The 22,483-nt window shown below is 61.4% G+C and carries 20 protein-coding genes; 5 read left to right on the forward strand and 15 right to left on the reverse strand.

From position 1 onward, the window contains the following. Positions 1-46: 46 nt before the first annotated feature. Both tgt and queA read right to left on the reverse strand, forming a co-directional pair. Positions 47-1,198: a tRNA guanosine(34) transglycosylase Tgt gene (gene tgt, locus BW995_RS06620; RefSeq protein ID WP_076399375.1), complete on the reverse strand. Its 1,152-nt coding sequence runs from the start codon at positions 1,196-1,198 to the stop codon at positions 47-49. Then, positions 1,195-2,283: a tRNA preQ1(34) S-adenosylmethionine ribosyltransferase-isomerase QueA gene (queA, locus tag BW995_RS06625; protein WP_076399376.1), complete on the reverse strand. Its 1,089-nt coding sequence runs from the start codon at positions 2,281-2,283 to the stop codon at positions 1,195-1,197. The genes tgt and queA overlap by 4 nt, the downstream gene beginning before the upstream one ends. A 169-nt stretch (positions 2,284-2,452) precedes the next feature. On the opposite strand from queA, the gene BW995_RS06630 reads away from it, so the two are divergent. Beyond that, positions 2,453-2,905: a Crp/Fnr family transcriptional regulator gene (locus tag BW995_RS06630; protein ID WP_076399377.1), complete on the forward strand. Its 453-nt coding sequence runs from the start codon at positions 2,453-2,455 to the stop codon at positions 2,903-2,905. A gap of 9 nt (positions 2,906-2,914) precedes the next feature. On the opposite strand, the gene BW995_RS06635 is transcribed toward BW995_RS06630, so the two are convergent. The 6 genes from BW995_RS06635 to BW995_RS06665 all read right to left on the reverse strand — a co-directional run bounded on the left by BW995_RS06635 (position 2,915) and on the right by BW995_RS06665 (position 10,353). Beyond that, positions 2,915-3,064, reverse strand: coding sequence for a helix-turn-helix domain-containing protein (locus BW995_RS06635; RefSeq protein WP_084194641.1), 150 nt, complete (start codon positions 3,062-3,064; stop codon positions 2,915-2,917). Between the two features lie 49 nt (positions 3,065-3,113). Next, complete coding sequence (locus BW995_RS06640) at positions 3,114-5,282, reverse strand: tetratricopeptide repeat protein (protein WP_076399378.1); 2,169 nt, start codon at positions 5,280-5,282, stop codon at positions 3,114-3,116. Then, on the reverse strand, positions 5,283-6,266 hold the full coding sequence (locus tag BW995_RS20405; RefSeq protein ID WP_139332792.1) for a hypothetical protein: 984 nt from the start codon (positions 6,264-6,266) through the stop codon (positions 5,283-5,285). 230 nt (positions 6,267-6,496) lie between these two features. Then, positions 6,497-7,225, reverse strand: a complete 729-nt coding sequence (phbB, locus tag BW995_RS06655) for an acetoacetyl-CoA reductase (RefSeq protein ID WP_076399381.1) — start codon at positions 7,223-7,225, stop codon at positions 6,497-6,499. Positions 7,226-7,775: 550 nt separating this feature from the next. Further along, positions 7,776-8,951: an acetyl-CoA C-acetyltransferase gene (locus tag BW995_RS06660; RefSeq protein WP_076399382.1), complete on the reverse strand. Its 1,176-nt coding sequence runs from the start codon at positions 8,949-8,951 to the stop codon at positions 7,776-7,778. Positions 8,952-9,051: 100 nt separating this feature from the next. After that, positions 9,052-10,353, reverse strand: coding sequence for an alpha/beta fold hydrolase (locus tag BW995_RS06665; RefSeq protein WP_076399383.1), 1,302 nt, complete (start codon positions 10,351-10,353; stop codon positions 9,052-9,054). Positions 10,354-11,015: 662 nt separating this feature from the next. Between BW995_RS06665 and phaR the strand changes: the two genes are divergently transcribed. Both phaR and BW995_RS06675 read left to right on the forward strand, forming a co-directional pair. After that, the gene (gene phaR / locus BW995_RS06670; RefSeq protein ID WP_076399384.1) at positions 11,016-11,618 is read left to right on the forward strand and encodes a polyhydroxyalkanoate synthesis repressor PhaR; all 603 of its coding nucleotides are present in this window, start codon (positions 11,016-11,018) and stop codon (positions 11,616-11,618) included. A 529-nt stretch (positions 11,619-12,147) separates the two neighbouring features. Then, entirely contained in the window at positions 12,148-12,546 is a 399-nt protein-coding gene (locus BW995_RS06675) for a helix-turn-helix domain-containing protein (RefSeq protein ID WP_076399385.1), read from the forward strand. A gap of 93 nt (positions 12,547-12,639) precedes the next feature. Here BW995_RS06675 and BW995_RS06680 read toward each other — a convergent pair whose 3' ends face one another. The 3 genes from BW995_RS06680 to BW995_RS06690 are packed head-to-tail and all read right to left on the reverse strand — an operon-like array spanning position 12,640 to position 14,849. After that, positions 12,640-13,536 carry an EamA family transporter gene (locus tag BW995_RS06680; protein WP_076399386.1) on the reverse strand — a complete coding sequence of 299 codons (897 nt, stop codon included), beginning with the start codon at positions 13,534-13,536 and terminating at the stop codon, positions 12,640-12,642. Between the two features lie 41 nt (positions 13,537-13,577). Beyond that, entirely contained in the window at positions 13,578-14,306 is a 729-nt protein-coding gene (locus BW995_RS06685; RefSeq protein WP_076399387.1) for a class I SAM-dependent methyltransferase, read from the reverse strand. A 3-nt stretch (positions 14,307-14,309) separates the two neighbouring features. Beyond that, positions 14,310-14,849, reverse strand: a complete 540-nt coding sequence (locus BW995_RS06690) for a low molecular weight protein-tyrosine-phosphatase (RefSeq protein ID WP_076399388.1) — start codon at positions 14,847-14,849, stop codon at positions 14,310-14,312. 227 nt (positions 14,850-15,076) lie between these two features. On the opposite strand from BW995_RS06690, the gene cobB reads away from it, so the two are divergent. Beyond that, the gene (cobB, locus tag BW995_RS06695) at positions 15,077-15,799 is read left to right on the forward strand and encodes a Sir2 family NAD+-dependent deacetylase (protein ID WP_076399647.1); all 723 of its coding nucleotides are present in this window, start codon (positions 15,077-15,079) and stop codon (positions 15,797-15,799) included. Between the two features lie 81 nt (positions 15,800-15,880). On the opposite strand, the gene BW995_RS06700 is transcribed toward cobB, so the two are convergent. The 4 genes from BW995_RS06700 to fsa form a co-directional block, all read right to left on the reverse strand. After that, positions 15,881-17,110: a porin gene (locus BW995_RS06700; protein ID WP_076399389.1), complete on the reverse strand. Its 1,230-nt coding sequence runs from the start codon at positions 17,108-17,110 to the stop codon at positions 15,881-15,883. A 530-nt stretch (positions 17,111-17,640) separates the two neighbouring features. Further along, positions 17,641-18,588, reverse strand: a complete 948-nt coding sequence (locus BW995_RS06705; RefSeq protein WP_076399390.1) for a tyrosine recombinase XerC — start codon at positions 18,586-18,588, stop codon at positions 17,641-17,643. After that, on the reverse strand, positions 18,573-19,304 hold the full coding sequence (locus BW995_RS06710) for a DUF484 family protein (RefSeq protein WP_076399391.1): 732 nt from the start codon (positions 19,302-19,304) through the stop codon (positions 18,573-18,575). The genes BW995_RS06705 and BW995_RS06710 overlap by 16 nt, the downstream gene beginning before the upstream one ends. A 4-nt stretch (positions 19,305-19,308) precedes the next feature. Beyond that, positions 19,309-19,971, reverse strand: coding sequence for a fructose-6-phosphate aldolase (gene fsa, locus BW995_RS06715; protein WP_076399392.1), 663 nt, complete (start codon positions 19,969-19,971; stop codon positions 19,309-19,311). 144 nt (positions 19,972-20,115) lie between these two features. Between fsa and BW995_RS06720 the strand changes: the two genes are divergently transcribed. Beyond that, positions 20,116-22,353 (forward strand): primosomal protein N', encoded by a 2,238-nt coding sequence (locus BW995_RS06720; protein ID WP_076399393.1) that lies wholly within the window; start codon positions 20,116-20,118, stop codon positions 22,351-22,353. Positions 22,354-22,483: the final 130 nt, after the last annotated feature.

Consider the following 22,483-nt stretch of genomic DNA (forward strand, 5'->3'; position numbering starts at 1 on the left):
TTCCCAACTGTCGTGTACTGTGGCGTCGGATTTAACGCACGCTGGTCTATTTCCCCAGACCGTAGACCGGGACTTCCTCCAGATCGCCGAGGGCCTGACCGGCTTCGAAATCGGCGACAAACTGCTGGGTGGTGCCGTTGGCGATGGCATCGCGCAGACCGGCGGTCAGGTCCTGATAGTACTGGATGTTGTGCCAGGTCAGCAGCATCGGGCCGAGCATCTCTTCGGCGCGCACCAGATGGTGCAGATAGGCGCGGCTGTAGTTGCGGCAGGCCGGGCAGGTGCAGTGTTCGTCCAGCGGGCGCGGGTCGTCCATGTGGCGGGCATTGCGCAGGTTGACGGTACCCCGGCGGGTAAAGGCCTGCGCCGTGCGGCCCGAGCGGGTCGGCATCACGCAGTCGAACATGTCGATGCCGCGCAGGACGGCTCCGACGATATCCGACGGCTTGCCCACCCCCATCAGATAGCGCGGCTTGTGGACCGGCATCAGCGGGGTGGTGGTGTCGAGGGTCTTGAACATCAGCTCCTGCCCTTCGCCGACCGCCAGCCCGCCAACGGCATAGCCTTCAAAGTCGAGTTTGGTCAGGGCCTCGATGCTTTCGGCGCGCAGGTCGGGGAACACGCTGCCCTGCACGATACCGAACTGACCATAGCCCGGACGGGCGACAAAGGCCTCACGCGACCGCACCGCCCAGCGCATCGACAGCCGCATCGACTCGGCGGCACCCTTGCGGTCGACCGGGAACGGCGTGCATTCGTCAAAGGCCATGGTGATGGTGGCATCCAGCTTGCGCTGAATTTCGGTCGAGCTTTCCGGGGTCAGGGTGTGGCGGCTGCCGTCAATGTGGCTTTGAAAGGTCACGCCGTCTTCGGTCAGCTTGCGCAGCTTGGCCAGCGACATCACCTGAAAGCCGCCGGAGTCGGTCAGGATCGGGCCGGGCCAGTTCATGAACCGGTGCAGGCCGCCCAGCCGCTCGATGCGGTCGGCACCGGGGCGCAGCATCAGGTGATAGGTGTTGCCCAACACGATTTTCGCCCCGGTGGCGGCGACGCTTTCCGGGTGCATCCCCTTGACGGTGGCCGCCGTTCCGACCGGCATGAACACCGGGGTCTGAATCTCGCCGTGGGCGGTGGTGATCCTGCCCAGACGGGCGCCGCCATCGGTCTTTTCCAGGGTAAACGAGAACGATGCGCTCATCGGATCAAATCCTCCCGCGCCAGCAGCGAGCTGTCGCCATACGAGTAAAAACGATAGCCCTCTGCGATGGCATGGGCATAGGCCGCCTGCATGCGGGCGTGACCGGCAAAGGCGCTGACCAGCATGAACAACGTCGAGCGCGGCAGGTGGAAATTGGTCATCAGCAGGTCCACCGCCTTGAAGCGGTAGCCGGGGGTGATGAAGATGTCGGTGCTGCCTGACCATGCCGGAACACTGCCATCGGGCAGGGCGGCACTTTCGATCAGGCGCAGCGAGGTGGTGCCGACGCACACCAGACGGCCCCCATTGGTGCGGGCGTGGGCGATGGTCTCGGCGGCCTCGGGGGAAATGATGCCGAACTCGCTGTGCATGCGGTGGTCGTCGGTGTCATCGACCTTCACCGGCAAAAAGGTTCCGGCACCAACGTGCAGGGTGACGTGCACCCGCTGGATGCCGCGCTGGTCAAGGGCCTCAAGCAGGCGGTCGGTAAAGTGCAGCCCCGCCGTCGGAGCCGCCACCGCGCCATCGTGGCGGGCATAGACCGTCTGGTAGTCGGTGCGGTCCTGCGGGTCATCCTCGCGCCCCATATAGGGCGGCAGCGGCAGATGGCCATGCTTTTCCAGCGCCAGCACCAGATCGGCACCGCTGCGGTTAAAGCGGAAGGTGACTTCGCCCGCCTCGCCCTTGCTGGTCACCTCGGCGGCAAAGCCATCGTCGTCGCTGAACACCACCGTCTGGCCGGGACGCAGCTTTTTCGACCCTTTGACAAACGCCGCCCAGCTGTCGAGGCCAAGGGCCTGATGCAAGGTGGCCTCGATCCGGGCCACCCCGTCACTACCCGGCCCGTCACTGGCAGCTGGAGCATCGGACAGGCGGCGGGTGCCGAACAGGCGGGCCGGAATGACGCGGGTGTCGTTGAACACCATCACGTCACCGGGCTGCAGCAGCGCGGGCAAATCCAGCACCCCCCGGTCGGCAAAGGCCGCGCCGGTCACATCCAGCAGGCGGGCGGAATCACGCGGACGGGCCGGGCGGTCGGCGATCAGGGCGCGTGGCAGGTCGAAATCAAAGGCGTCTACCCGCATCGGGGAGCGGTGTCCTTGTTGTTAACGGTGAAGAGGGGGGTATGCCCTGTGTTCTGCGCGCTGGCAACAGGCAATGCGGCAGGCGTTGGAGGGAGTGGTGTTTTGGGGCATAATAGCCTTATTATTGCTCATGGCATTTTGATGCCGTTTTTCTGTGCGGAGGATCACGATGGACAGCACCCTGTCTCTGGCTCCGTTGGGGCAACACCCCTTTTGCGATGGCTTGCCGTCGGCGGTGGTGGCCGTGCTGGACCAGTGCGCCTGGCCGCTGACACTGGCCGCCGGGGATCGGCTGTTCCGCGAGGGCGGCACTGCCGATGCCTTTTACCTGATTGTCCACGGTGCGGTGGCGATCGAGGTCACCATGCCCGGCCAGAAGACCGTCGTGCTGCAAACCCTGCACGAAGGCAACAGTCTGGGCTGGTCGTGGTTGTTGCCGCCCTATCGCTGGACCTTTGGCGCACGCGCCTGCTCGCCGTGCCGCCTGTACGCGCTGGATGCCGACAAACTGCGGGCAACGGTGGCCTCGGATCACGAGATGGGCTTTCACATCCTCAGCCGGTGTATCGCGTCGATGGGCGATCGTCTGCATGCGGCCCGCATGCAGATGCTGGGCAGCTGAGACCCCGCGTTATCTGGCATGGCAATAGTCGCGCGGGGCCATGCCAAGGGTACGGCGGAACAGGGCGCTGAAGGCGCTGGGACTGCCATAGCCAAGGTCCAGCGCAATGGTCAATACCGGAGACTTAACGTATGTTGCTCTAGGTTCAATCCGATCCATCAAATGCCCGGACCAAACACCGCCTGCAATGGTGCACAAGCTGAGACAATTAGATGGACACACGGTTCCCTACCAGCCCCCAACCCACTTCGACCCGGCGCAGGATAGCATCGTGGGCAAGCATGGGGGGGCTGATGGCCAACGGAAGATTTTCCCCATTGAAATGGCGGCGCAGGGTCTTCCGGATGAACGGCTTCCAATGGTCGTCACGGGGAGGCTCTGTCTCGACCCACTCTGCCAACCCACCATCCGCGTCACTACCACCGTGGCCTAGGCGTGTCAAAAGGATCAGTCCTGTGTCTTGGGGAAAGCGTGCGAGGAGGTGACACCAAGTGTTGGTCGGGGTATCGGGGCCGGTGAGCGCGAGATGAATTGCTAGGTCGTTGGTAAACCGTGTTTCCTGTCGGGCGACAAGGGATGGACGATAAGAGGTACATGCCAGCGCTTTAATCACATGGGCATAGCTGTCAGCTGAATCTTCCTCCAGCGCCGTGTCCACAGTTGCCAATGCGCTGCGACGAGTTTCATCGTCTCCTGAGCGTAAACGGCGGTCGGCCTCGGTCAAGGAGCGGATGTGGGCAAGTGCGGCAGCTTCGCTCTCCTCGGGATTCAGGTCGAATTCATCCCATGCCACCGGGGCCCGCACCGCGCCGCGTGGCCGTGGTTCATGTAGATGAGTCTTCTGCTCATCAATGGCGCTGCGCCTGATACGGTCGGCGAGACCATTGATTCTGGTGTCGTTCCTAAATAGCTGACGGTAACGCGTCACTGCACTTTGGGCCTCGGGTAACCGACCCTCAGCCAAGAAGAGACTGCCCAAGGAATAGAGAGGGGCGCTGTTAGAGGAAGGACGTGCGGCATGCTCCTCCAGCAAGGTAATGGCTTCCTCCGCTTTGCCCTTGCGCCAAAGCAGCCGCGCCAGTTCGTTCGCGACAACCGCGTCCTCCGAATCGATAGCGGTAGCGGCCCTCAACAGGTATTCAGCTTCGCTCAAGCGTTCTTGGTCGACCAACATTATCGCCAATTGCCCATACAACGCTGTACTTTCCGGTGCATTCCGCAAGCCTTCCCACAGAGCGGATTCGGCAATGGCGGGACGACGGAGCTTTTCCAGTGAGCGTGCCCGTACGCTCCATGCATGACCATTATGGCGATTCCATATCAGTGCTAAGCGCGTAAGCGCCACCGCATGGCCCGGGGCATCCTCCTGGATCAAGCTGGCAATATTGGTGCAACTCCGAACTAGATTATAGCAGTCCCCCGTAATTTCAGCGAAGCGTTCGGTTTTCCGGATGAGGGTGCGCATGCGGCCCCATAGCTGTTCGGTCAGGCCGTCTGCGTCGAGTTCTCGTGCGAAGCCCTGTATTACATTGACGCAATGCGGCAACAGAGGCTCCTTGCGCGGAGTTGCAGGCCTGCGTAGAGCGGGTTCTTCATCCTTTAGCCACTTGGTGAACGGCTGGTCGACCTTGTTATCCAGCAAATCACGCCAGTCATGGCGCCATTGCTCCCCGCTGCGGGGAAAACTGGCCTTAATGGTGCGCCAACGTCGTAAAAAGGCGTTCTTGGCTTTGAAATCGTCGGTTGGTAGCGCTGTCCCCCAGCTTGCTAAGCCTACCAACACCTCGTGATTGAGGCCGCCAATAGTATTGGGCGGCGGCGGCATGCGCGCCAAACCGGTCAGCGCCGTGTCAACGCGATGGTATAGGCGGGGAGTAGCCGCACGACGGCATTCACCCAGCCACAGATGGACCCAGTCACGGGAGGTCTGCAACTGGGCGGCAGCTGCCAGCAAAGCCTTGGGCAAATCATAGGCCTCATCGTCGAGTAACAACGGCTCGGCCCAGCCGCGAAGATCCATCAGGTTTTCGCAGATCCATTTGGCTGACTTTTCCAGCTTTAGTCGCCAAACCAGTCGCAGGGCGTCGCCGGTTTCGGCAATAAAGCTGGCAGCCCCACCTGAACGGACCATCGCCGCGTCGGTATCGGCGCGAACCTGCTGCAGCCAATCACACAGCGTGTCATCAAGGATCTGCCATTCACTCGCATCTGCAGGAAGGTCGCCGAATAGCCCCTCGATCTTCTGTGCAGGACTGGCTCGCTGATAGGGCGGAACGTAGGCAGCCCCCCTCAGCACTGCGTCCAGCGCTCGGGGCGGGGCAGCGTCGAATGCCGCAAACCAAGGATGACGAGAGAGAAGTGCCTTCGTCGGTTGCATTTATGCCTGTCCGAAATCGTCGCGACCGCTATCGAGCTGCAGGCATATCAAGTGGTGCTCTCGCAGACACTTTACATCTCTGTCCGGACTGGTGGTGACTATTCCCACCTTCCATACATGCTTGGGTAGATAATCGATACGCATATGCAGCACCTCCGCAGCTAGCCTCGTCTGGTCATCCGCTAGGTTCAACGTTCTACCGTAATCCAGATCACGAGGTGAGGGAAAGAAGAATTCGTTGAGCTCGCTATCCAGTACGGTGGGGACGGTCAGGGCATGGGCAGCGCCTGCCCGCTCTGCCGCCCTGACCACGTCCTCAACGGAATAGCGCATCAGTGCCAGAACCCGAGTAGGGAAACGCGCGGTTGGGCGGTAATGACCAAGCCCTAGGCGATCACGTAAACGAATGATCCAGTCCGCCTCCTCAATATCCTTTTCCAACTCTTGTGCGAAGGCGGCAAAACGCGGGGCGCGGGCGAACGGGCTATGATTGAGGGCATCACAAATCGCGGCGACGCTGTCGGTAGCTTCCTTGACTGTGAAATGCTCAGCATTTTCGCGGCCTCGGAGGACATCGACGTGATGAATCAGGGTGTCGTGGTAGCGGACGAGGTTTTCCTCGATTGCATAGTCCAGACACTCAAGGCGTACAAGTTCCTGTTTCTGGCCATCAGGGGAGAGAATCGGACCGCTCAGAGCTGGGGTGGAATTGGCGGTGGTGAAGGTTTCCGGCAAGGGTGTATGGGTTACGCGATTTTTAAGCCACTGGTTGATGTGGGCGTCGCTCCATACCTCGATATCGGTCAGAACCTCCGGCAGTGCCGCGCTGTAAGTGGTGCGTCGGACTCCGTTCACCCGCTCATCCCAGCGGTAATTCTGGGCGACAGGCTCATCCGACGGGAGACGAGATATCAATTCGTTGGGTTGGGTCATAGCGGGGAAAATAATATATTCTATGGTATCTAACGGCAAGGTTAATTGCACTATGTAGATTTTACCAGAATGAGGAAATTAACCGTTATGCTGCTAAATATTTAGTTCCGGCATGTTCAAATGGATCATTTACGGTCAATGACCCAGAAAATGCGGCCTGAAGAAAACAAAACCCCCGCCCGGCGGTTGCGGGCGGGGGCAGACGGGGCAGCGTCTACAGGACGGTTGTTTGTCACGCAAATACGTCGTCGCAGATGTGACCATCTGCTCGGGATTTGCGTTTAGTACATATGCTGGCCGCCGTTGATCGACAGGGTGGCGCCGGTGATGAAATCGGCGTCGTCAGCGACCAGGAACAGCACGCCACGGGCGATGTCTTCGGCACGGCCCAGACGACCCATCGGGATCTTGGCGATGATCTTTTCCAGCACATGGTGCGGCACGGCGCGCACCATGTCGGTATCGACATAACCCGGAGCGATGGCGTTGACGGTGATGTTCTTGGCAGCGCCTTCCTGAGCCAGCGCCTTGGTGAAGCCGTGGATGCCGGACTTGGCAGCGGCGTAGTTCACCTGACCGTACTGGCCGGCCTGACCGTTGATCGAGCCGATGTTGACGATACGGCCAAAACCACGGTCGCGCATGCTGTCGATCACGCAGCGGCACAGGTTGAAGCACGAGCTGAGGTTGGTCTGGATCACTGCATCCCACTTGTCAAACGACATGCGGTGCAGGGTGGTGTCCCGGGTGATACCGGCATTGTTGACCACGATTTCGATCGGGCCGAGTTCAGCGGTGATCTGGGCGCAGCCGCGTTCGACGTCTTCGTAGGACGCCACGTCAAACTTGTAGGCCGGGATGCCGGTTTCTTCGGTGAACTTCTTGGCGGCTTCGTCATTACCGCCGTAGTTGGCTGCAACCTTGTATCCGGCGGCCTTCAGACCTTCGGAAATGGCGCGACCAATACCACGGGTACCGCCGGTAACAACTGCGACGCGACCGTTGGACATTCTGGAACTCCCCTCAGATTCTTACGTAGTGAAATAATCTGTCCGCAAAGCTGCAAATCAGCTTGGAAAGCAGTGTAGCGCAATTTTTGCAAATGAAAACAGGGAAAGTTTGCAATAAAATTACAATAAGCAATAAAAAACCTTGGCGCTCCTTGCGGGGCACCAAAAGCGGAAACAGGCTGTAAACAGCAGACTTCTGTCGCGGAATTCCCCTTAGGGTCGTGTTTCCCCCCATTTGGAAACCGTTTTCATTGTCGGACGAACCCTTCCCCAAAGGCAAGTAAAGAACGAATGACACCAAGGCTACAGTTCACTTTACGGTTGTCGGCAAGAAAAACGTGCTGCACTGCGCAATAAAAAACCGCGCCAGCCTTGTGGGGCTGGCGCGGGTAACAGAGGCTCGGTCAGGCGGGATTAATCGCGTTAATCGCGCTCAACGCCCGCGCGCTAGAGCATTTCTCGGTCTCCAAGGATCACGATAAATGCTCTAATGACTTTTTATTTAAGCAAATACGTCGTCGCAGATGTGTCCATCTGCTCGGGATTTGCTCTAATCGCGCTCAACGCAGAGGGCAACGCCCATGCCGCCGCCGATGCACAGGGTGGCGAGACCCTTCTTGGCATCGCGCTTCTGCATTTCGTGCAGCAGGCTGACGAAGATGCGGTTGCCCGAGGCCCCGATCGGGTGGCCGAGGGCGATCGCACCGCCGTTGACGTTGACCTTGCTGGTGTCCCAGCCCATTTCGGCGTTGACGCTCATCGCCTGGGCGGCAAAGGCTTCGTTGGCTTCGATCAGGTCGAGGTCGTTAACGGTCCAGCCAGCCTTGGCCAGCGCCTTTTGCGACGCCGGAATCGGGCCGGTGCCCATGAAGGCCGGATCAACACCTGCCGAGGCAAAGGCCTTGATGCGGGCCAGCGGGGTCAGGCCGCGACGGGCGGCTTCGGCGGCGCTCATCAGCAGCACGGCAGAGGCGCCGTCGTTGATGCCCGAGGCGTTCCCGGCAGTCACGGTACCGTCCTTGGCAAAGGCCGGACGCAGCTTGCCGAGGGCTTCGGCGGTCACACCGGCGCGCGGGAACTCGTCGGTGTCAAACAGCTTGTCTTCCTTCTTCACCTTGATGGTGACCGGAATGATTTCGTCCTTGAACTTGCCGGCGGCAATGGCGGCTTCGGCCTTTTGCTGCGACAGGGCGGCGAACTCGTCCTGCGCTTCGCGGGTGAACTCCCACTTGCGGGCGATGTTCTCGGCGGTGGTCCCCATGTGATAGCCGTTAAAGGCGCACCACAGGCCGTCCTTGATCATGGTATCAACCAGTTCGGTCGAGCCCATCTTGACGCCGCTGCGCAGATAGCTGCAATGCGGGGCGTTGGTCATGCTTTCCTGACCACCGGCAATCACGATGTCGGCCATGCCCGAGGCAATCGCCATCGCGCCCTGGGCAACGGTGCGCAGGCCCGAGCCACACACCATGTTCAGCAGGTAAGCAGGAACGGTGTCCGGCAGACCGGCCTTGATCACCGCCTGACGTGCCGGGTTCTGGCCGGTGCCACCGGTCAGGACCTGACCCAGCACCACTTCGGAAACGTCCTTGCCGTCGACACCCGCACGGTTCAACACTTCCTTGATGACAATGGCGCCAAGATCAGAGGCGGCAAAGCCCGACAGGCTCCCGCTGAAGTTCCCGATGGCAGTACGAGCGGCGCTGACGACAACAATATCAGTCATAGTAGAGTGTTCCTCCCTGGAGGCTTGTGAACCACGCCCGGCCCGCCCGGTCGCGGAAGCAAGGAAACCTTAAACGGGCCTTTAGCAAGAAGTCCAACCATTATTGCGACGCGAAATTGCGTTTTAACCAGCGCGTCATAGGACTATAGACCTGTCTGCCCGCCCCGGAGCCGGTGATCATTCCTATGTGTCCTAACGATACGTGCAAGATTGTTGCACCGGAAACCTTTGCCGCCAGTGCCCGCGCAGACTCCGGGGGGACGATGCGGTCCCGCTCGGGGATCAGGAACAGCGACGGGATGGCCAGCTCTTCCGGTCTGACCGGCAGTCCACCCACCTGCCAGCACCCCCGGCCAGTGGTGTTCCCGCAGTACCAGTCACCCAGACACTCGCGGGCGACGGCCCGCACCAGCGGCACGCCGTCATTCACCCAGTCTTCCATACCGACGAACAGGGTGGTCTTGGGCGAGTCGGGGGCCATGTGGGCAAAGCTCTGGAACTTGCGGGTGATGCTGCCGGGCTCCAGACCCGAGAACATCACCTGCAGGATATCGACCGGTAACGCGCCCATGGTATCGACCGACGACAGAATCCACGGAATGGCCTCGCGGAACACCGCCATGCCCGGCCCGTCGTGGGCGGAGAAATCCCACGGGGTGGCCAGCGCCACAAATCCCGCCACCAGATCGGGGCGGCGCAGACAGGCCGCCAGCGACAACAGGCCGCCCATGCAGTAGCCCAAAACCACAACTGGCCGGCCCGCCCGCTCGCAGGCAGCCTCCAGCGCCGGAATCAGGCGATCAGTGATGTAGCCGCTGAGGTCGAGTGGCTGTTCTTCCGGGCCGGGGTCGCCCCAGTCGAGCAGCAGGGGATGCAGGCCGTGGCGGGCCAGATGGCGCATCAGGCTGCGGCGACCGTTCAGGTCGAGAATGTAGCCACGATTGATCAGCGACGGAACCGCCACCAGCGGAATCGCCGCCGGGTCGGTTCTGAATCGCGCCAGCGTATAGTCGCGCAGACAGACACCCCCCCGCTGCCAGATGGCGGGCGGATCGTGCAGGCGGCGGCGATAGGGGTGATGGCGATAGCGCTGGACTCCCTCGAGGAAATCACCAAAGCGGCGACAGGCTTCGTGGGCAACGGCATCGGCCAGATCAGGTAGCGGGGCTCCCGCCAGCAGGGCGTCGAGATCGGCGCTTAGGCGCTGGAGCTGGGGCGGCAGCGGCGGTGCATCCGGCGAGCTGCTGTTCCAGCTCGACCACTCGCTCTTCAAGGCGTGCGATGCGGCCAGTGAGCCGAGAAAGGTCGTCCCCGCCAGTCCCAGATACAGGGGCAGCGGGCGCGGCCCCAGCCGGACCCGTGGGAGGGGAGTGCTCTGTGTGTGCTGATGGCTGGCCTGCACGGGCAGCGTCTCCCCGGTCAGCGGTGGCGGGCGGCTCGTCGTTCACCTTGGCGGCGGCAAAGGCTTCGGCGCTTTTGGTCATCAGGGCAAAGGTGCGCTCGATGGTCTCGGCGGTGGCCGGGTCGCGCGCCATGCGGGCCATCTGGTCCTGCCAGAGGTCAAGATAGCGACGGGCGAGGGTTTCAAGGTCGGGTGTGTTGCTCATGCGGTCAACGATACCACCGGAATTTGGGGAGACGCAATGGCAAGGGTGGAGCGGCATCAAAGCAACAAACAATGTTCAGGGGCTGCCTGAGGGGGGTGGGGGCGTCCTGTTCTTGTTCGTTGCAAGAGTGCGAGGCATCATGATTTGCCATTGTAGTGCAGTGCACAAAATATTGCGCAACATGAATGCTGTTATACCGCAGCATAGCGATGCTGCAAGGCGGTATCCCTCCGCGATTTTTTGATGTACCCTGCCAGACAGTGCCATGACAGGGTGCCGGACAGGGCTGGGACACAGCTGATCCGGTAGAGACTGTCCGGCGGTTTCGCCTTGCTGCACCGGGTCAGGATGGCAACAGGATGCAGAAAAAGCGGAGCCTTGTTTTTAACGCACGTTCGCGCAGAGGACCGGCCCCCCTGGTTTTCTGGCGGTCGTGCTCTCGCGGGGAAACGGATCAATGGCTGAGACAAAAGACGGCCCGATCACCATTAAAAAATACGCCAACCGCCGTCTGTACAATACAGCAACCTCCAGTTATGTGACGCTTGATCACCTGTGTCAGATGGTGAAGGACGGGACGGATTTTGTGGTGTATGACGCCAAGAGCGGCGATGACATCACCCGCTCCGTGCTGACCCAGATCATCGTCGAAGAAGAAAACAAGGGGCAGAACCTGTTGCCGATCGGGTTCCTGCGCCAGCTGATTTCGTTTTATGGCGACAGTCTGGGCGGGCTGGTTCCGCGCTATCTGGAACACAGCATGCAGTCCTTTGCCCGCAATGAAGAACAAATGCGGTCGCTGCTGCACAATGCCTTTGAAGGCATTTTTCCGTTGCAGAATTTTGAGGAAATGAACAAGCAGAACGTCGCGCTGTTCGAGAATGCGATGAAGATGTTCACCCCCTTTTATGGGGAGGCCGGTGCCAAGGGGGCAGGACGCCCGGCAGAGGGAGCTGCGGTAGCAGGTGACGGCAACGAAGACCCGACCATCCGGGAATTAAAGAATAAATTGAACGATATGCAGACCCAGTTGAATTCACTGATCACCAAAAAGAGCTGATCGGCCTCAACTGTTGGACCTTACAAGGGGGCGGGATACTATCCGTCAGGTAAGTCCGGGCCATTGTCCTGATATATGCCGGGGCAGTGGCCTTTTCTTCTTTATGTTTGTATGGTTACATTTTGACGGTATCGTGTATTTATTTTGAATAAAAATGAATTGCACAAATTTTTCGACTATATATTTCTATTCAAAACGGACACAATTAGTATTAATCCGTAGAACAGTGATAAATTTATATAAAATGATACGAACGGATTTTATTATCTTGTCCGTATAATAACAGAGAATACATCAAGGGCTGAATGCCCGCGCGGCGATGATCTTTCTTGTGCCTCTATCATCCTTGTGGATGACTTGCAGGGGGCACTGGAAAGTCGTATCCCATTACGGTGAGTGCACCCTTATCCAAATGGCTCTCATCCAGCAAACCAGAAGAGTCAATGGATCTTGTCCGAGCAGTCCTGAAGAACTGCCGGATGCTCTTGTGAATGGACCTATTCGATCTTGGAAAGGATCATCCATGTTAATGGCTGCCGATACGTTGTCAGCAAAGTCGGAAAAGACGACCAACAGGGCAACAGACACCGATCGTCATGTCGGAACGCGTATTCGTGAACGCCGGATCATGCTGGGCCTGTCCCAGCAGCAGATGGCAGACATGATTGGCGTGACCTATCAACAGGCCCATAAATACGAACGTGGGATCAACCGCATTTCTGCCGGTCGCTTGTATGAGATTGCGCAGGTTCTGAACGTGCCGGTCAGCTATTTCTATGAAGGGCTGAACGATGCGGGCGTGCAGGACATGAACCCTCGTCAGCGCATGTGCCTGGAACTGGCGCGCAACTTTGCCCAGATTCACAACGAACGTCATCAGGAGGCCTTGAGCCAACTGGCGCGGGCGCTGGCGAATGACGAGCAATAAGAAAACAGGGCAGTGAGCGAAAGCTGCATTACTTTCGCCCTCACTGTTGAGTGAAAACGGGCGTTGCTCTTGCAGAAGGGCGGCGCCCGTTTTTTACAGGGAAGCAGGTGTGCCGCGTCTGGCCTGTAGCCGCCCCACAGTCCGGCGGATGACCCCCAGACTGAGGCCGAACAGCACCAGAGCCAGCCCGGCAGCAATCGGAGCACTCAGCGTTTCCCCCAGAAAAGCCCAGCCCCCCAGCAAGCCAAAGACCGGCACCAGCAAAGCAAAGGGAGTCACCGTTGCCGCCGGATACAGGCTGAGCAACTTGCCCCATACGGCATAGCCGAACAGGGTCGACAGCAAGCCGACATAAGCGAGGGCCCCAATGCCGGACCAGTTGAGGTGCGTCAGGGCCTGCTGCGCTGAAGGGCCTTCGAACAGGGCAGAGAGGATCAGCAAGGGGACCACCGGGACCGCGCTGACCCACACCATGAAGCGGAACGGAGAGACGCCTTTCAAGCGGCGCATCGCCATGTTGGAAACAGCCCACGCCAAAGCCGCTGCCAGAACCAGCAGCAGCGCATGCAACGGCAAAGAGGTGTTCCCGCTCTGGCTGCCGATCACCAGCAGCCCGCTGGCTCCGCACAGCAAGCCCGCGGCATCCCACCGGCCGATTTTCTCGCGGTAGATCAGGGCGGCGAGGATGATGGTGAAAAAGACCTGACTTTGTAGCACCAGCGATGCAACCCCGGCCCCCATTCCGAGGTGGATGCCAAGGAACAGCAGGCTGAATTTCACCACTCCCAGCACGACGCCGATAAACAGCAACAGGCGCCATGAAACGCCACAGCGTCCGACGAACAGAATCGCGGGCACGGCGGCGACCAGAAAGCGCAGGGCAGAAAACAGCAGGGGAGGGAAATCATGCAGGCCGACCTTGATGACCACGAAGTTCAGCCCCCAGATCAGGGCAACGGTTATGGCGGCAAGGCAGTGCAGCGGGCTCATCGGCGACCTCGTGAGGGGGGACCGCTCCAGTGAAGCGTGTTTCAGCCCCGAAGCCGAGTCGTATCTGGCACTCTCCCCGTTTCGGGGGGAGGGGGAAAGCGGATCAACAGGGTGAAGTCATCGTCCAGATAGTCGGTCAGGACTTCGACGCTTCCCCCCTTGCAAACGGACTTTGCCACCCGGGTCCATTCGTCGATGTCGGCGTAGAACATGGTGGCGGACCCCTGTGCTGACAGGCGGCGGCGCGGGCTGTGCAGCAGATTGATCGCCAGCCCCCAGCGGCAGCGGCGGGCCAGCAGGGCAAACATGCTGCGCAGATAGCTTTTCCAGTCTTCGGGGTCGGCCTTGGCCCGGTAGTTGAACGTCCCGGAGACAAAGCCGTAATCGGCGTTTTCCTGCGGGACGCCAGAGCGGACAAAGCGGGTGCGGGGGTCATCGGTGCATCGTTGGGCCTGGGCGATCATCGAGGCCGAGATGTCATAGCCGACATAGCTGGTGATCCGGGGGTGGGACAGGGCTGCCAGTTCGGCCCACAGCGCCCCATACCCGCAGCCCAGATCAAGGACGCTGGCGGTGTCCGGGATACCGCAGGCCGGATCAAAAATACGCAGCAATGCCTGAAAGCGCAGGCTTTGTGCTTGCGGGCTGCTCCAGCCGACACCACTGGAGGACGCCCCCCGGTTTTCGATCACCTGATCAAAGCGCCAGGCAATGTCGGCCAGTGCCGAGGGAACCGATAGAGGCAAGGGGCCGGACCGCTGTTCTCCCATGGCTCAGGCGTGCTTTCGCAGGTGTTGATGACGAATGTGGGCCAGCAATCCCTTGCAGCCCCGCTCGATCAGGTCAAACACATGGTCAAAACCATGCACACCGCCATAATAGGGATCGGGGACGTCCAGCAGGGTGCGGTCGCCCGCATAGCTCATCAACAGGTGAACCTGCTGTTCCTGCCCCTCGGGGGCCAGCCGCAACAGGGCTTGCTGGTGTCCACGGTCCATCGCAACCAGATAGTCAAAATCCTGAAAATCTTCGCTGGAAACCCGCCGGGCCCGTTGCCCGGACAGGTCAACGCCCCGCTGTTTGGCGGTGGCCTGTGACCGGCTGTCCGGTGGTTGTCCGACGTGCCAGCCGCCCGTTCCGGCGGAGTCGGTCAGGATTGTTGCGTCAAGACCTGCCTGGGTCACCAGCCGACGGAAAACGCCTTCTGCTGTCGGGGAGCGACAGATATTGCCGGTACAAACAAACAAGACGCGGACTTTGGCAGGCTCGCCGTCTGGGGGGGGCTCGGTGGTGGTGGAAATGGCGTCTGCCATAGTGTCTCCCGTATGTGTTCTTGTCTGGCGTCGCTTCCCTGATGTGCAGGGGCATGCCCCGCGTGTTCCAGCCGGTTGTTTTCGATGGTTTTACCATGGGGGGGCCGTGAACAGGGACACATCGTATGATGATTTCGGCCAAAGGGGGAAATGCGAAATCGTTTTTGTGGAAAGCAGACGTCACTTTTCGCACGATGCCTGATCCCTGTTTTTCTGAAGGACAGACCATGAGCAAACCATCAATCGTCATCCTGACCGGGGCGGGTATTTCCAAGGAATCCGGTCTGGACACCTTTCGCTGTGCTGGCGGGCTGTGGCAGCAGGTCAGTCTGGAGGATGTGGCAACGCCCGAGGGCTTCCAGCGGAATCCGGCGCTGGTCCATGACTTTTACAATGCGCGCCGGGCGCAGTTGCGTTCACCCGAGATCCAGCCCAATGAGGCGCATCGGGCACTGGCCCGGCTGGAGCAGGAGTTTCCCGGCACAGTGCTGCTGGTGACGCAGAACATCGACGACCTGCACGAGCGCGCCGGCTCGCAATCGCTGATCCACATGCACGGCGAATTGTTGAAAGCCGAGTGCGAAGCCTGTGGTGCGGTGTTGCCGTGGGACGGCGACCTCAGCGAAGCCGATGTCTGCCCGTCCTGTCAGGGGGCGGGGCTGCTGCGCCCGCGGGTGGTGTGGTTCGGGGAAATGCCGCTGGAAATGCCGCGCATTTTTCATGCGCTGGAGCAGTGCGACCTGTTCATCTCGGTTGGCACATCCGGAAATGTTTATCCGGCGGCGGGCTTTGTTGATCACGTTCAGCGATGCGGTCAGGGCGACACCATTGAACTGAATCTGGAGCCCAGTGAAGGGGCCAGCCTGTTTGACCAGAAACGCTATGGTCCGGCGACCCGAATTGTTCCGGCCTTTGTCGAGGAAATCCTCAGCGGTTCGTATCGTTTGTAATTGTACGCGGGCAAAAGAAAAGGGGCCACCTGTTGGTGACCCCTTTCCCGGCAACCCTGCCAAACTTTCCGTAAGGAAAGATTAGAAGGTCAGCGACAGACCGGTGGCAACCACCCAGCCGCTGTTTTCGTTGCTGTTCACGACGGTGCTGTTCGAACCAGCGGCAACGCCGTTTTCGAAATCGACGTGACCGACACCGGCGACCAGCGCAACGCCCGGGCCCATGGTGTATTCACCGGCCAGTTCCCAGATCTTCATGCTGTCGTCAGAGACGTTCCGCTCGCTGTTTTCCATCGAGCTGTCGAGGTACGACAGGCTGACACCGTACGGGCCGGTCTTGTAGGCAGCGCCCACTTCCCAGGCGCGACCGTTGACTTCGTCACGCAGGCCCTGACCGGCGAGGGTCAGGCCGTTGGCGGCCTTGCGGTCCTGGCTGATGTCACGATAGGCGCCACCGAAGCTGAAGCCGGCATAGCCGATCTGAGCGCCCAGCTGCCATTCTTCACGACCGGCGTTGTACGCGCCGTTGACATTGGCGGTGCTGGTGGTGTTCGGGCCTGCATCAGCCCACAGATAACCACCTTCGACGCCGATGGTGACGCCGCTCAGCTCGCCGTCCCAGGCCAGGCCAACGCCATAGCCTTCGTTGGAACCGGCAGCGGCCGGAAGGCTGCTCGGCTGGGCCGGGTTGTCGTCACCGTTCACGTCCGGCACATAAGAGGCACCGAAGGTGAAGCCCGCGATCGCCGGCGAGATGTAGCTGATCGATTCCGAATCGCCCGAGGTGTTGATGAAGGTGGCATCAACAGCGGAGAAGTTGCCGGAGTTCGGCTTCAGGACATATGCGCCAGCGGTCAGGTCGTTTTCGTCCAGACCGGCATTGAACAGACGGCCACCGACAACCGGGGCGCCCTTGGCAATGGCGGACAGGGCGGTGCCGTCAGCAGCGGCAACGATAGTACCGAACGCGCCACCGACCGAGATGCTGTAGGTGTCAGCAGAGTCGACGGTGTCGTTATTGTTGACCGAACGGCCACCGGCTTCGATTTCGTACTTCACGGCAACGGTCAGGCCGTTGTCGAGGGTGGTCGACCCCTTGAAGTGGATTTCGTTGTCGCCCTTGACGTCAACGCCGGTCACTTCACGGCCGGTGGCCTTGGTGAAGTCGTCGTCCTGCGAGGCATAGCCAACCAGCACGGAACCATAGCCGCCAACCGACAACTTGATCGGATCAGCAGCGAAAGCCGGAGCAACGGCCATCACGGTGGCAACGGCGGTCAGGGCGCCGGCGAAAGCAAAAGTCTTTTTCACGTCTCTATCTCCTCGTTCTTATCCCGAGCCGCGTCGGTGTCCCCGTTCAGGGTGGCTGTCATCATCGTCATGCCACACTGGCGGGCGTGGTGACGATGGGGCGCAGACTGGCGTCATGGATTCTTCACGGACAAGTTTTTGTGCGATTGCGGTAGCGATGCAAGTGAATTGAGCACGGCAGACCGGCTGCCTAGCAAATGTCCGTAAACCTGTTGCATGAAAGACACTCTTGATTCGTCGCTTTTGCAGACAGGCAGGATCAATCCAGACAAGCCCGGCGCACGGGATGCTGGTGCAGAGCACAAAAAAAGAGTGATCCGCCGGGAAGACGGATCACTATCAAGGGAGTCTGGAACAGGGTGGCCAACAGGAGACCATCGCAGAGTGTCGCGGAGAAAGCCTGTCGAACCGGTCAACCCCCAGAGGGGCTGTGGGCTTATAATTAGCGCAATTAAGAGGCACTCGCAATTAAAAAATGACAGAGATGCGAATAAATCGCAAAATTCTCTGATGGCCGCCTTTATGCCTGCTCATTCCTTGTGATCGCGCGGGTGTGACGCCGTGTGGACGGCGATCAGCTTGGCGCTGTCAACCTGTGTATAGCGCTGGGTGGTGCTGAGGGACGAATGCCCCAGCAACTCCTGAATGGTGCGCAAATCGCCGCCCTTGGCCAGCAGGTGGGTGGCAAAGCTGTGGCGCAGGGCGTGCGGGGTGGCCGTTTCCCCCAGGCCCAGCAGAACCCGCAAGCGCCGCATTTGCCGCTGTACCACGCCGGGGTTCAGGCGTTTGCCACGGGCCCCGATGAACAGGGGGGACTCGGGCAGAGGCGGAAACGGGCGCTGATCCAGATAGGCGGCAATGGCATCGCGCACCAGCGGCAACACCGGCAGCAGGCGTTGCTTGTTGCCCTTGCCGGTGATCACCATGGTGTCGCCCAGCGGTTGGTTGGCGACATTCAACTCCAGAGCCTCGCCCAGACGCAGACCACAGCCGTACAGCAGGGCGAACAGGGCGACATCGCGGGCAGCCATCCATGGCTCGTCCTGAATTTCGGCGGCGGCGGACAGGGCTTCGACCGCTTCGTCTTCGGCCAGCGGACGCGGCACATGGCGGGGTGGGCGCGGGGTGCGAACGGTGGTGATCGCCGGATTGTGCAGAGTCCCCGCCCGGTCGGCCCATTTGAAAAAGCCGCGCAGGGTGCTCATCGCCCGGGCCAGCGAGGTGCGGGACAGGCCCTCCTGCGTGCGGACGGCCAGATAGGCGCGGAAGTCTGCGGCGTCCAGTTCGGCCATCCGGGCCAGCGTCGGGCGCTCTCCCAGATGGTCGGTCAGGAAACGCAGAAAGGCGGCCAGATCGCGGCTGTAGGCATCAAGGGTATGCTTTGAGGACCGCTTTTCAGCGGCCATCCATGCGCGCCAGTCGCCGATCAGCGCCTCGAGGTCCGGGGCGCAGGAAAACAGGATCAGCGGCAGAGGCATCGCCGCACACACTGCTCGACGACATCAGCGAAAAATCCGAACAGCTCGACGCCCTGCTCGGGGTAGAAATTCTCGCTCGCACGGCTGCCGAGTACCAGCAATCCTTCCGGCAGGTCCTCGCCAAAGGACAGACGGGCAAGGGCATCGGAACAGATGCCAGCGGCGTTGGAGCCGTACAGCATCGGTTCGTTTTCGATCCATGGCCGCAGGGCAAACCGTTCGTCAGCCCCCAGACGCGAATCGATAAAGCTGCGCGGGACTTCCTGCACCACCACTGCGGCGTTCTTTGGCAGACCGGGCTCAAAGCTCAGCATCGCCATGTCGGTGCGCAGCAGGGTCGGAACCTCGTCGGTGATGATGCGGGCCAGATCGGTAAAGCTGTCAGCCCGCAACACCGCCAGCACTGCCTGATGGGTGCAGGATTGCAGCCACAGGTTGGCACGGGCGGTATCCATCATTTCTTCCAGCCCGACGCGCAGGACTTCGCTTTCCTGCCGCAGGTGTTTCAGGCTGTGGGCCTGAAAGTCGACCACGTTTCTGCCCAGCTCGCGCTCGGGCAGGGTGGCGGCAAGGGTATGATAGGTGATGTCCGGGTGGTCGGCCAGCAGGTCGGGCAGGGCATCGCGCAGCAGGTCGGGATGTTGACGCAGATAGCGTTCAACCTGTTCGCGATTGAGGGGGGCAGAGGGGGTGGAACGGGTATCGGACGATGCCACGGGATCAGGACTCCAGAATCGACTGACCGCTTTTGGCCCAGTCGGCCATGAAGCCTTCGAGGCCCTTGTCGGTCAGGGGGTGAGCATAAAGCTGGCGCAAAACCTTGGGCGGCAGAGTGGCGACATCGGCCCCCAGACGGGCGGCCTCGGTCACATGCAGCGGATGGCGGATCGAGGCCACCAGCACCTGCGTCTTCAGGTCGGTATAGTTGCGGTAAATTTCTAGGATCTCGGCAATCAGGCCCATGCCATCCTGCGAGATGTCATCCAGTCGGCCGACGAACGGCGAAATGAAGGTCGCCCCGGCCTTGGCGGCCAGCAGGGCCTGTCCGGCCGAGAAGCACAGGGTGACGTTGACCATGCCGCCGTCGTCGCTGATCGCCTTGCAGGTCTTCAGCCCGTCGGGGGTCAGCGGCACCTTGATCGCCACGTTGGGGGCGATGGCGCGCAGGACGGCGGCTTCCTTCATCATGGTCGGGAAGTCGAGCGCGGTGACTTCGGCGCTGACCGGGCCGGGGACGACGGCGCAAATATCGCGGATCAGGTCGGTAAACTTCCGCCCCGACTTTGCAGCCAGCGACGGGTTGGTGGTCACGCCATCAACCAGCCCGGTGGCCGCGAGGTCACGGATTTCGTCCAGATCAGCCGTATCGATAAAGAACTTCATGGCACTGCAAGACCTTTGCGAAAAAGGAGCGGGAAAACGCCGGGCCGACCGGCTTGGGGTAGCGGGGGGCAGGGGGAAACTGTAGCGTATCGCGCTGGCCCCGCCAACCGGTACGCAGCAGGGGCGGCATGGTGACGAAAAGGAATGGTGTTGTCTGTGACGGTGGTCGAAACGGCAGAGCAGGTCTTTCGGGCCGATGAGGTGGTGGCGGTGCTGCTGCCGTTGCCGCTGGTCGGGGCCTATGACTACCGGGTGCCCGAGGGCGAACAGGTGGTGGCCGGGGATGTGGTGCGGGTGCCGCTGGGCAAACGGCAGGAAAACGGCGTGGTCTGGGGGCCGGGGCGCGGGGATGTGGCGGCTGGCCGCATCAAGGCGCTGCTGGGGCGGATCGCCGGGGCGCCGCGCCTGCCCGAGGTGTCGCGGCGGCTGGTGGACTGGGTGGCGTCCTATACCCTGTCGGCACCGGGCGCCGTGTTGCGGATGGTGATCCCGGTGGCCGAGGCGCTGGAGGCTCCGGCGCTGGCACACGGCTGGCTGCCCGCGATGGGGCTGGAGGAGGCCGCCGGTCTGCTGCGCCTGACCCCGGCCCGCCAGCGGGTGCTGGAGGTGACCAGTGCGGGCGTTCCCCTCAGCACCGCCGATCTGGCACAAGCCGCCGGGGTGGGTAGCAGCGTCATCAAGGGACTGGCCGAAGCCGGGGTGTTGCAGTCGGTATCATTGGCGGCACGCGATGACGAGCGGCAGGCCGATGGCGATCATCCCGGCCCGCAGTTATCGGATTTGCAGCAAGACGCCGCCAGGGTTCTGGTCGAGTCGCTGGGGGCGGGGTTTTCCACCACCCTGTTGCAGGGGGTGACCGGCTCGGGGAAAACCGAGGTCTATTTCGAAGCCATCGCCGCCGCCCTGCGGCAAGGATTGCAGGTGGTGGTGCTGGTGCCGGAAATCACCCTGACCACCCAGTGGCTGCACCGCTTTGCCGGACGGTTTGGGGCACCTCCCAGCCAGTGGCATTCCGAACTCACCCCCGCCCGCCGCCGCCGGACCTGGCGGGCGGTGGCCGAGGGACGGGCAAAGGTGGTGGTCGGGGCCCGCTCGGCGTTGTTCCTGCCCTATGCCAATCTGGGGCTGATCATCGTTGATGAAGAACACGAGGGGGCGTTCAAGCAGGAAGAAGGCGTGATCTACCACGCCCGCGACATGGCGGTGGTGCGCGGGCAGCTGGGAGGGATTCCGACCATTCTGGCCTCGGCCACGCCATCGCTGGAAACGGTGCTGAATGTCGAGGCCGGGCGATACCGCAAGGTTGACCTGCCCAGCCGCCACGGGGGGGCGGTGCTGCCGGAAATGTCGATTCTTGACCTGCGCAAAACGCCGCCCGAAGCCGGAGACTGGGGGCCGGGCTGGCTGGCGCCGGGGTTGGTGCAGGCCATTCGCGACACGCTGGCCGCCGGTCAGCAGGCGATGCTGTTCCTCAATCGGCGGGGGTATGCGCCGCTGACCCTCTGCCGGGCGTGCGGACATCGGTTGCAATGTCCGAACTGTACCGCCTGGCTGGTCGAACATCGGGCGCAGGGGCGGTTGGTCTGCCATCATTGTGGCCATCAGGCCCCGAGTCCCCGCGCCTGCCCGTCGTGCGGCGAGGAAGGGCAGTTGGCGGCCTGTGGTCCCGGAGTCGAGCGGGTGGCGGAAGAGGCGCGGGCGCGATTCCCCGAGGCGCGGGTGGCGCTGGTGGCGTCGGATACACTGGGCGGCCCGGCGGCGGTGGCCGAGCTGTTGCGACAGGTGACCGCCCATGAAATTGATCTGCTGATCGGAACGCAGGTGCTGGCCAAGGGGTTGCACTTTCCCTTGTTGACGCTGGTCGGGGTGGTCGATGCCGACCTGGGATTGTCTGGAGGTGACCTGCGTGCTGCCGAACGGACGTTCCAGTTGCTGTCGCAGGTGGCCGGGCGTGCCGGGCGTGGCGAGCAGCCCGGGCGGGTGCTGTTGCAAAGCTATCAGCCGGATCATCCGGTGTTGCAGGCGATGATCAGCAGCGATGCCGCCCTGTTCCTGCAGACCGAAGCCGAAGCCCGGCGACAGTTGGGAATGCCGCCCTTCGGGCGGATGGTGGCGGTGGTGGTCAGTGGTCCTGAGCCGGCGGCTGTCGAGTCGGTGGCAAACCGGCTGGCGGCGACGGCTCCGCGGGCGTCCGGGGTGGAAATCTGGGGTCCGGCGGCGGCTCCGCTGGCCGTATTGCGTGGCCGCCATCGCTGGCGGTTGCTGCTGAAGGCTCCGCGGACCGTCAAAGTGCAGACCCTGATGCGTCAATGGTTGTCGCAACAACAGTGTCCATCCTCTGTCCGTATCCAGGTCGATGTCGATCCCTACAGTTTCTTGTAAGGAGGAAGTCTTATATTTGATAAGGTTACCGGGACTTCCCTTGCGAAGAATTCGCAAGGATGCGGGGCAGGTGGGTTTCCTGCCCGACGGGGTAGGGTGGCCGGGTGGGGGAACGGCAGTTCATTTGGCG

Origin of the sequence: Insolitispirillum peregrinum, from assembly GCF_900156605.1 — a bacterium.
Lineage (GTDB): Bacteria > Pseudomonadota > Alphaproteobacteria > Rhodospirillales > Rhodospirillaceae > Insolitispirillum > Insolitispirillum peregrinum.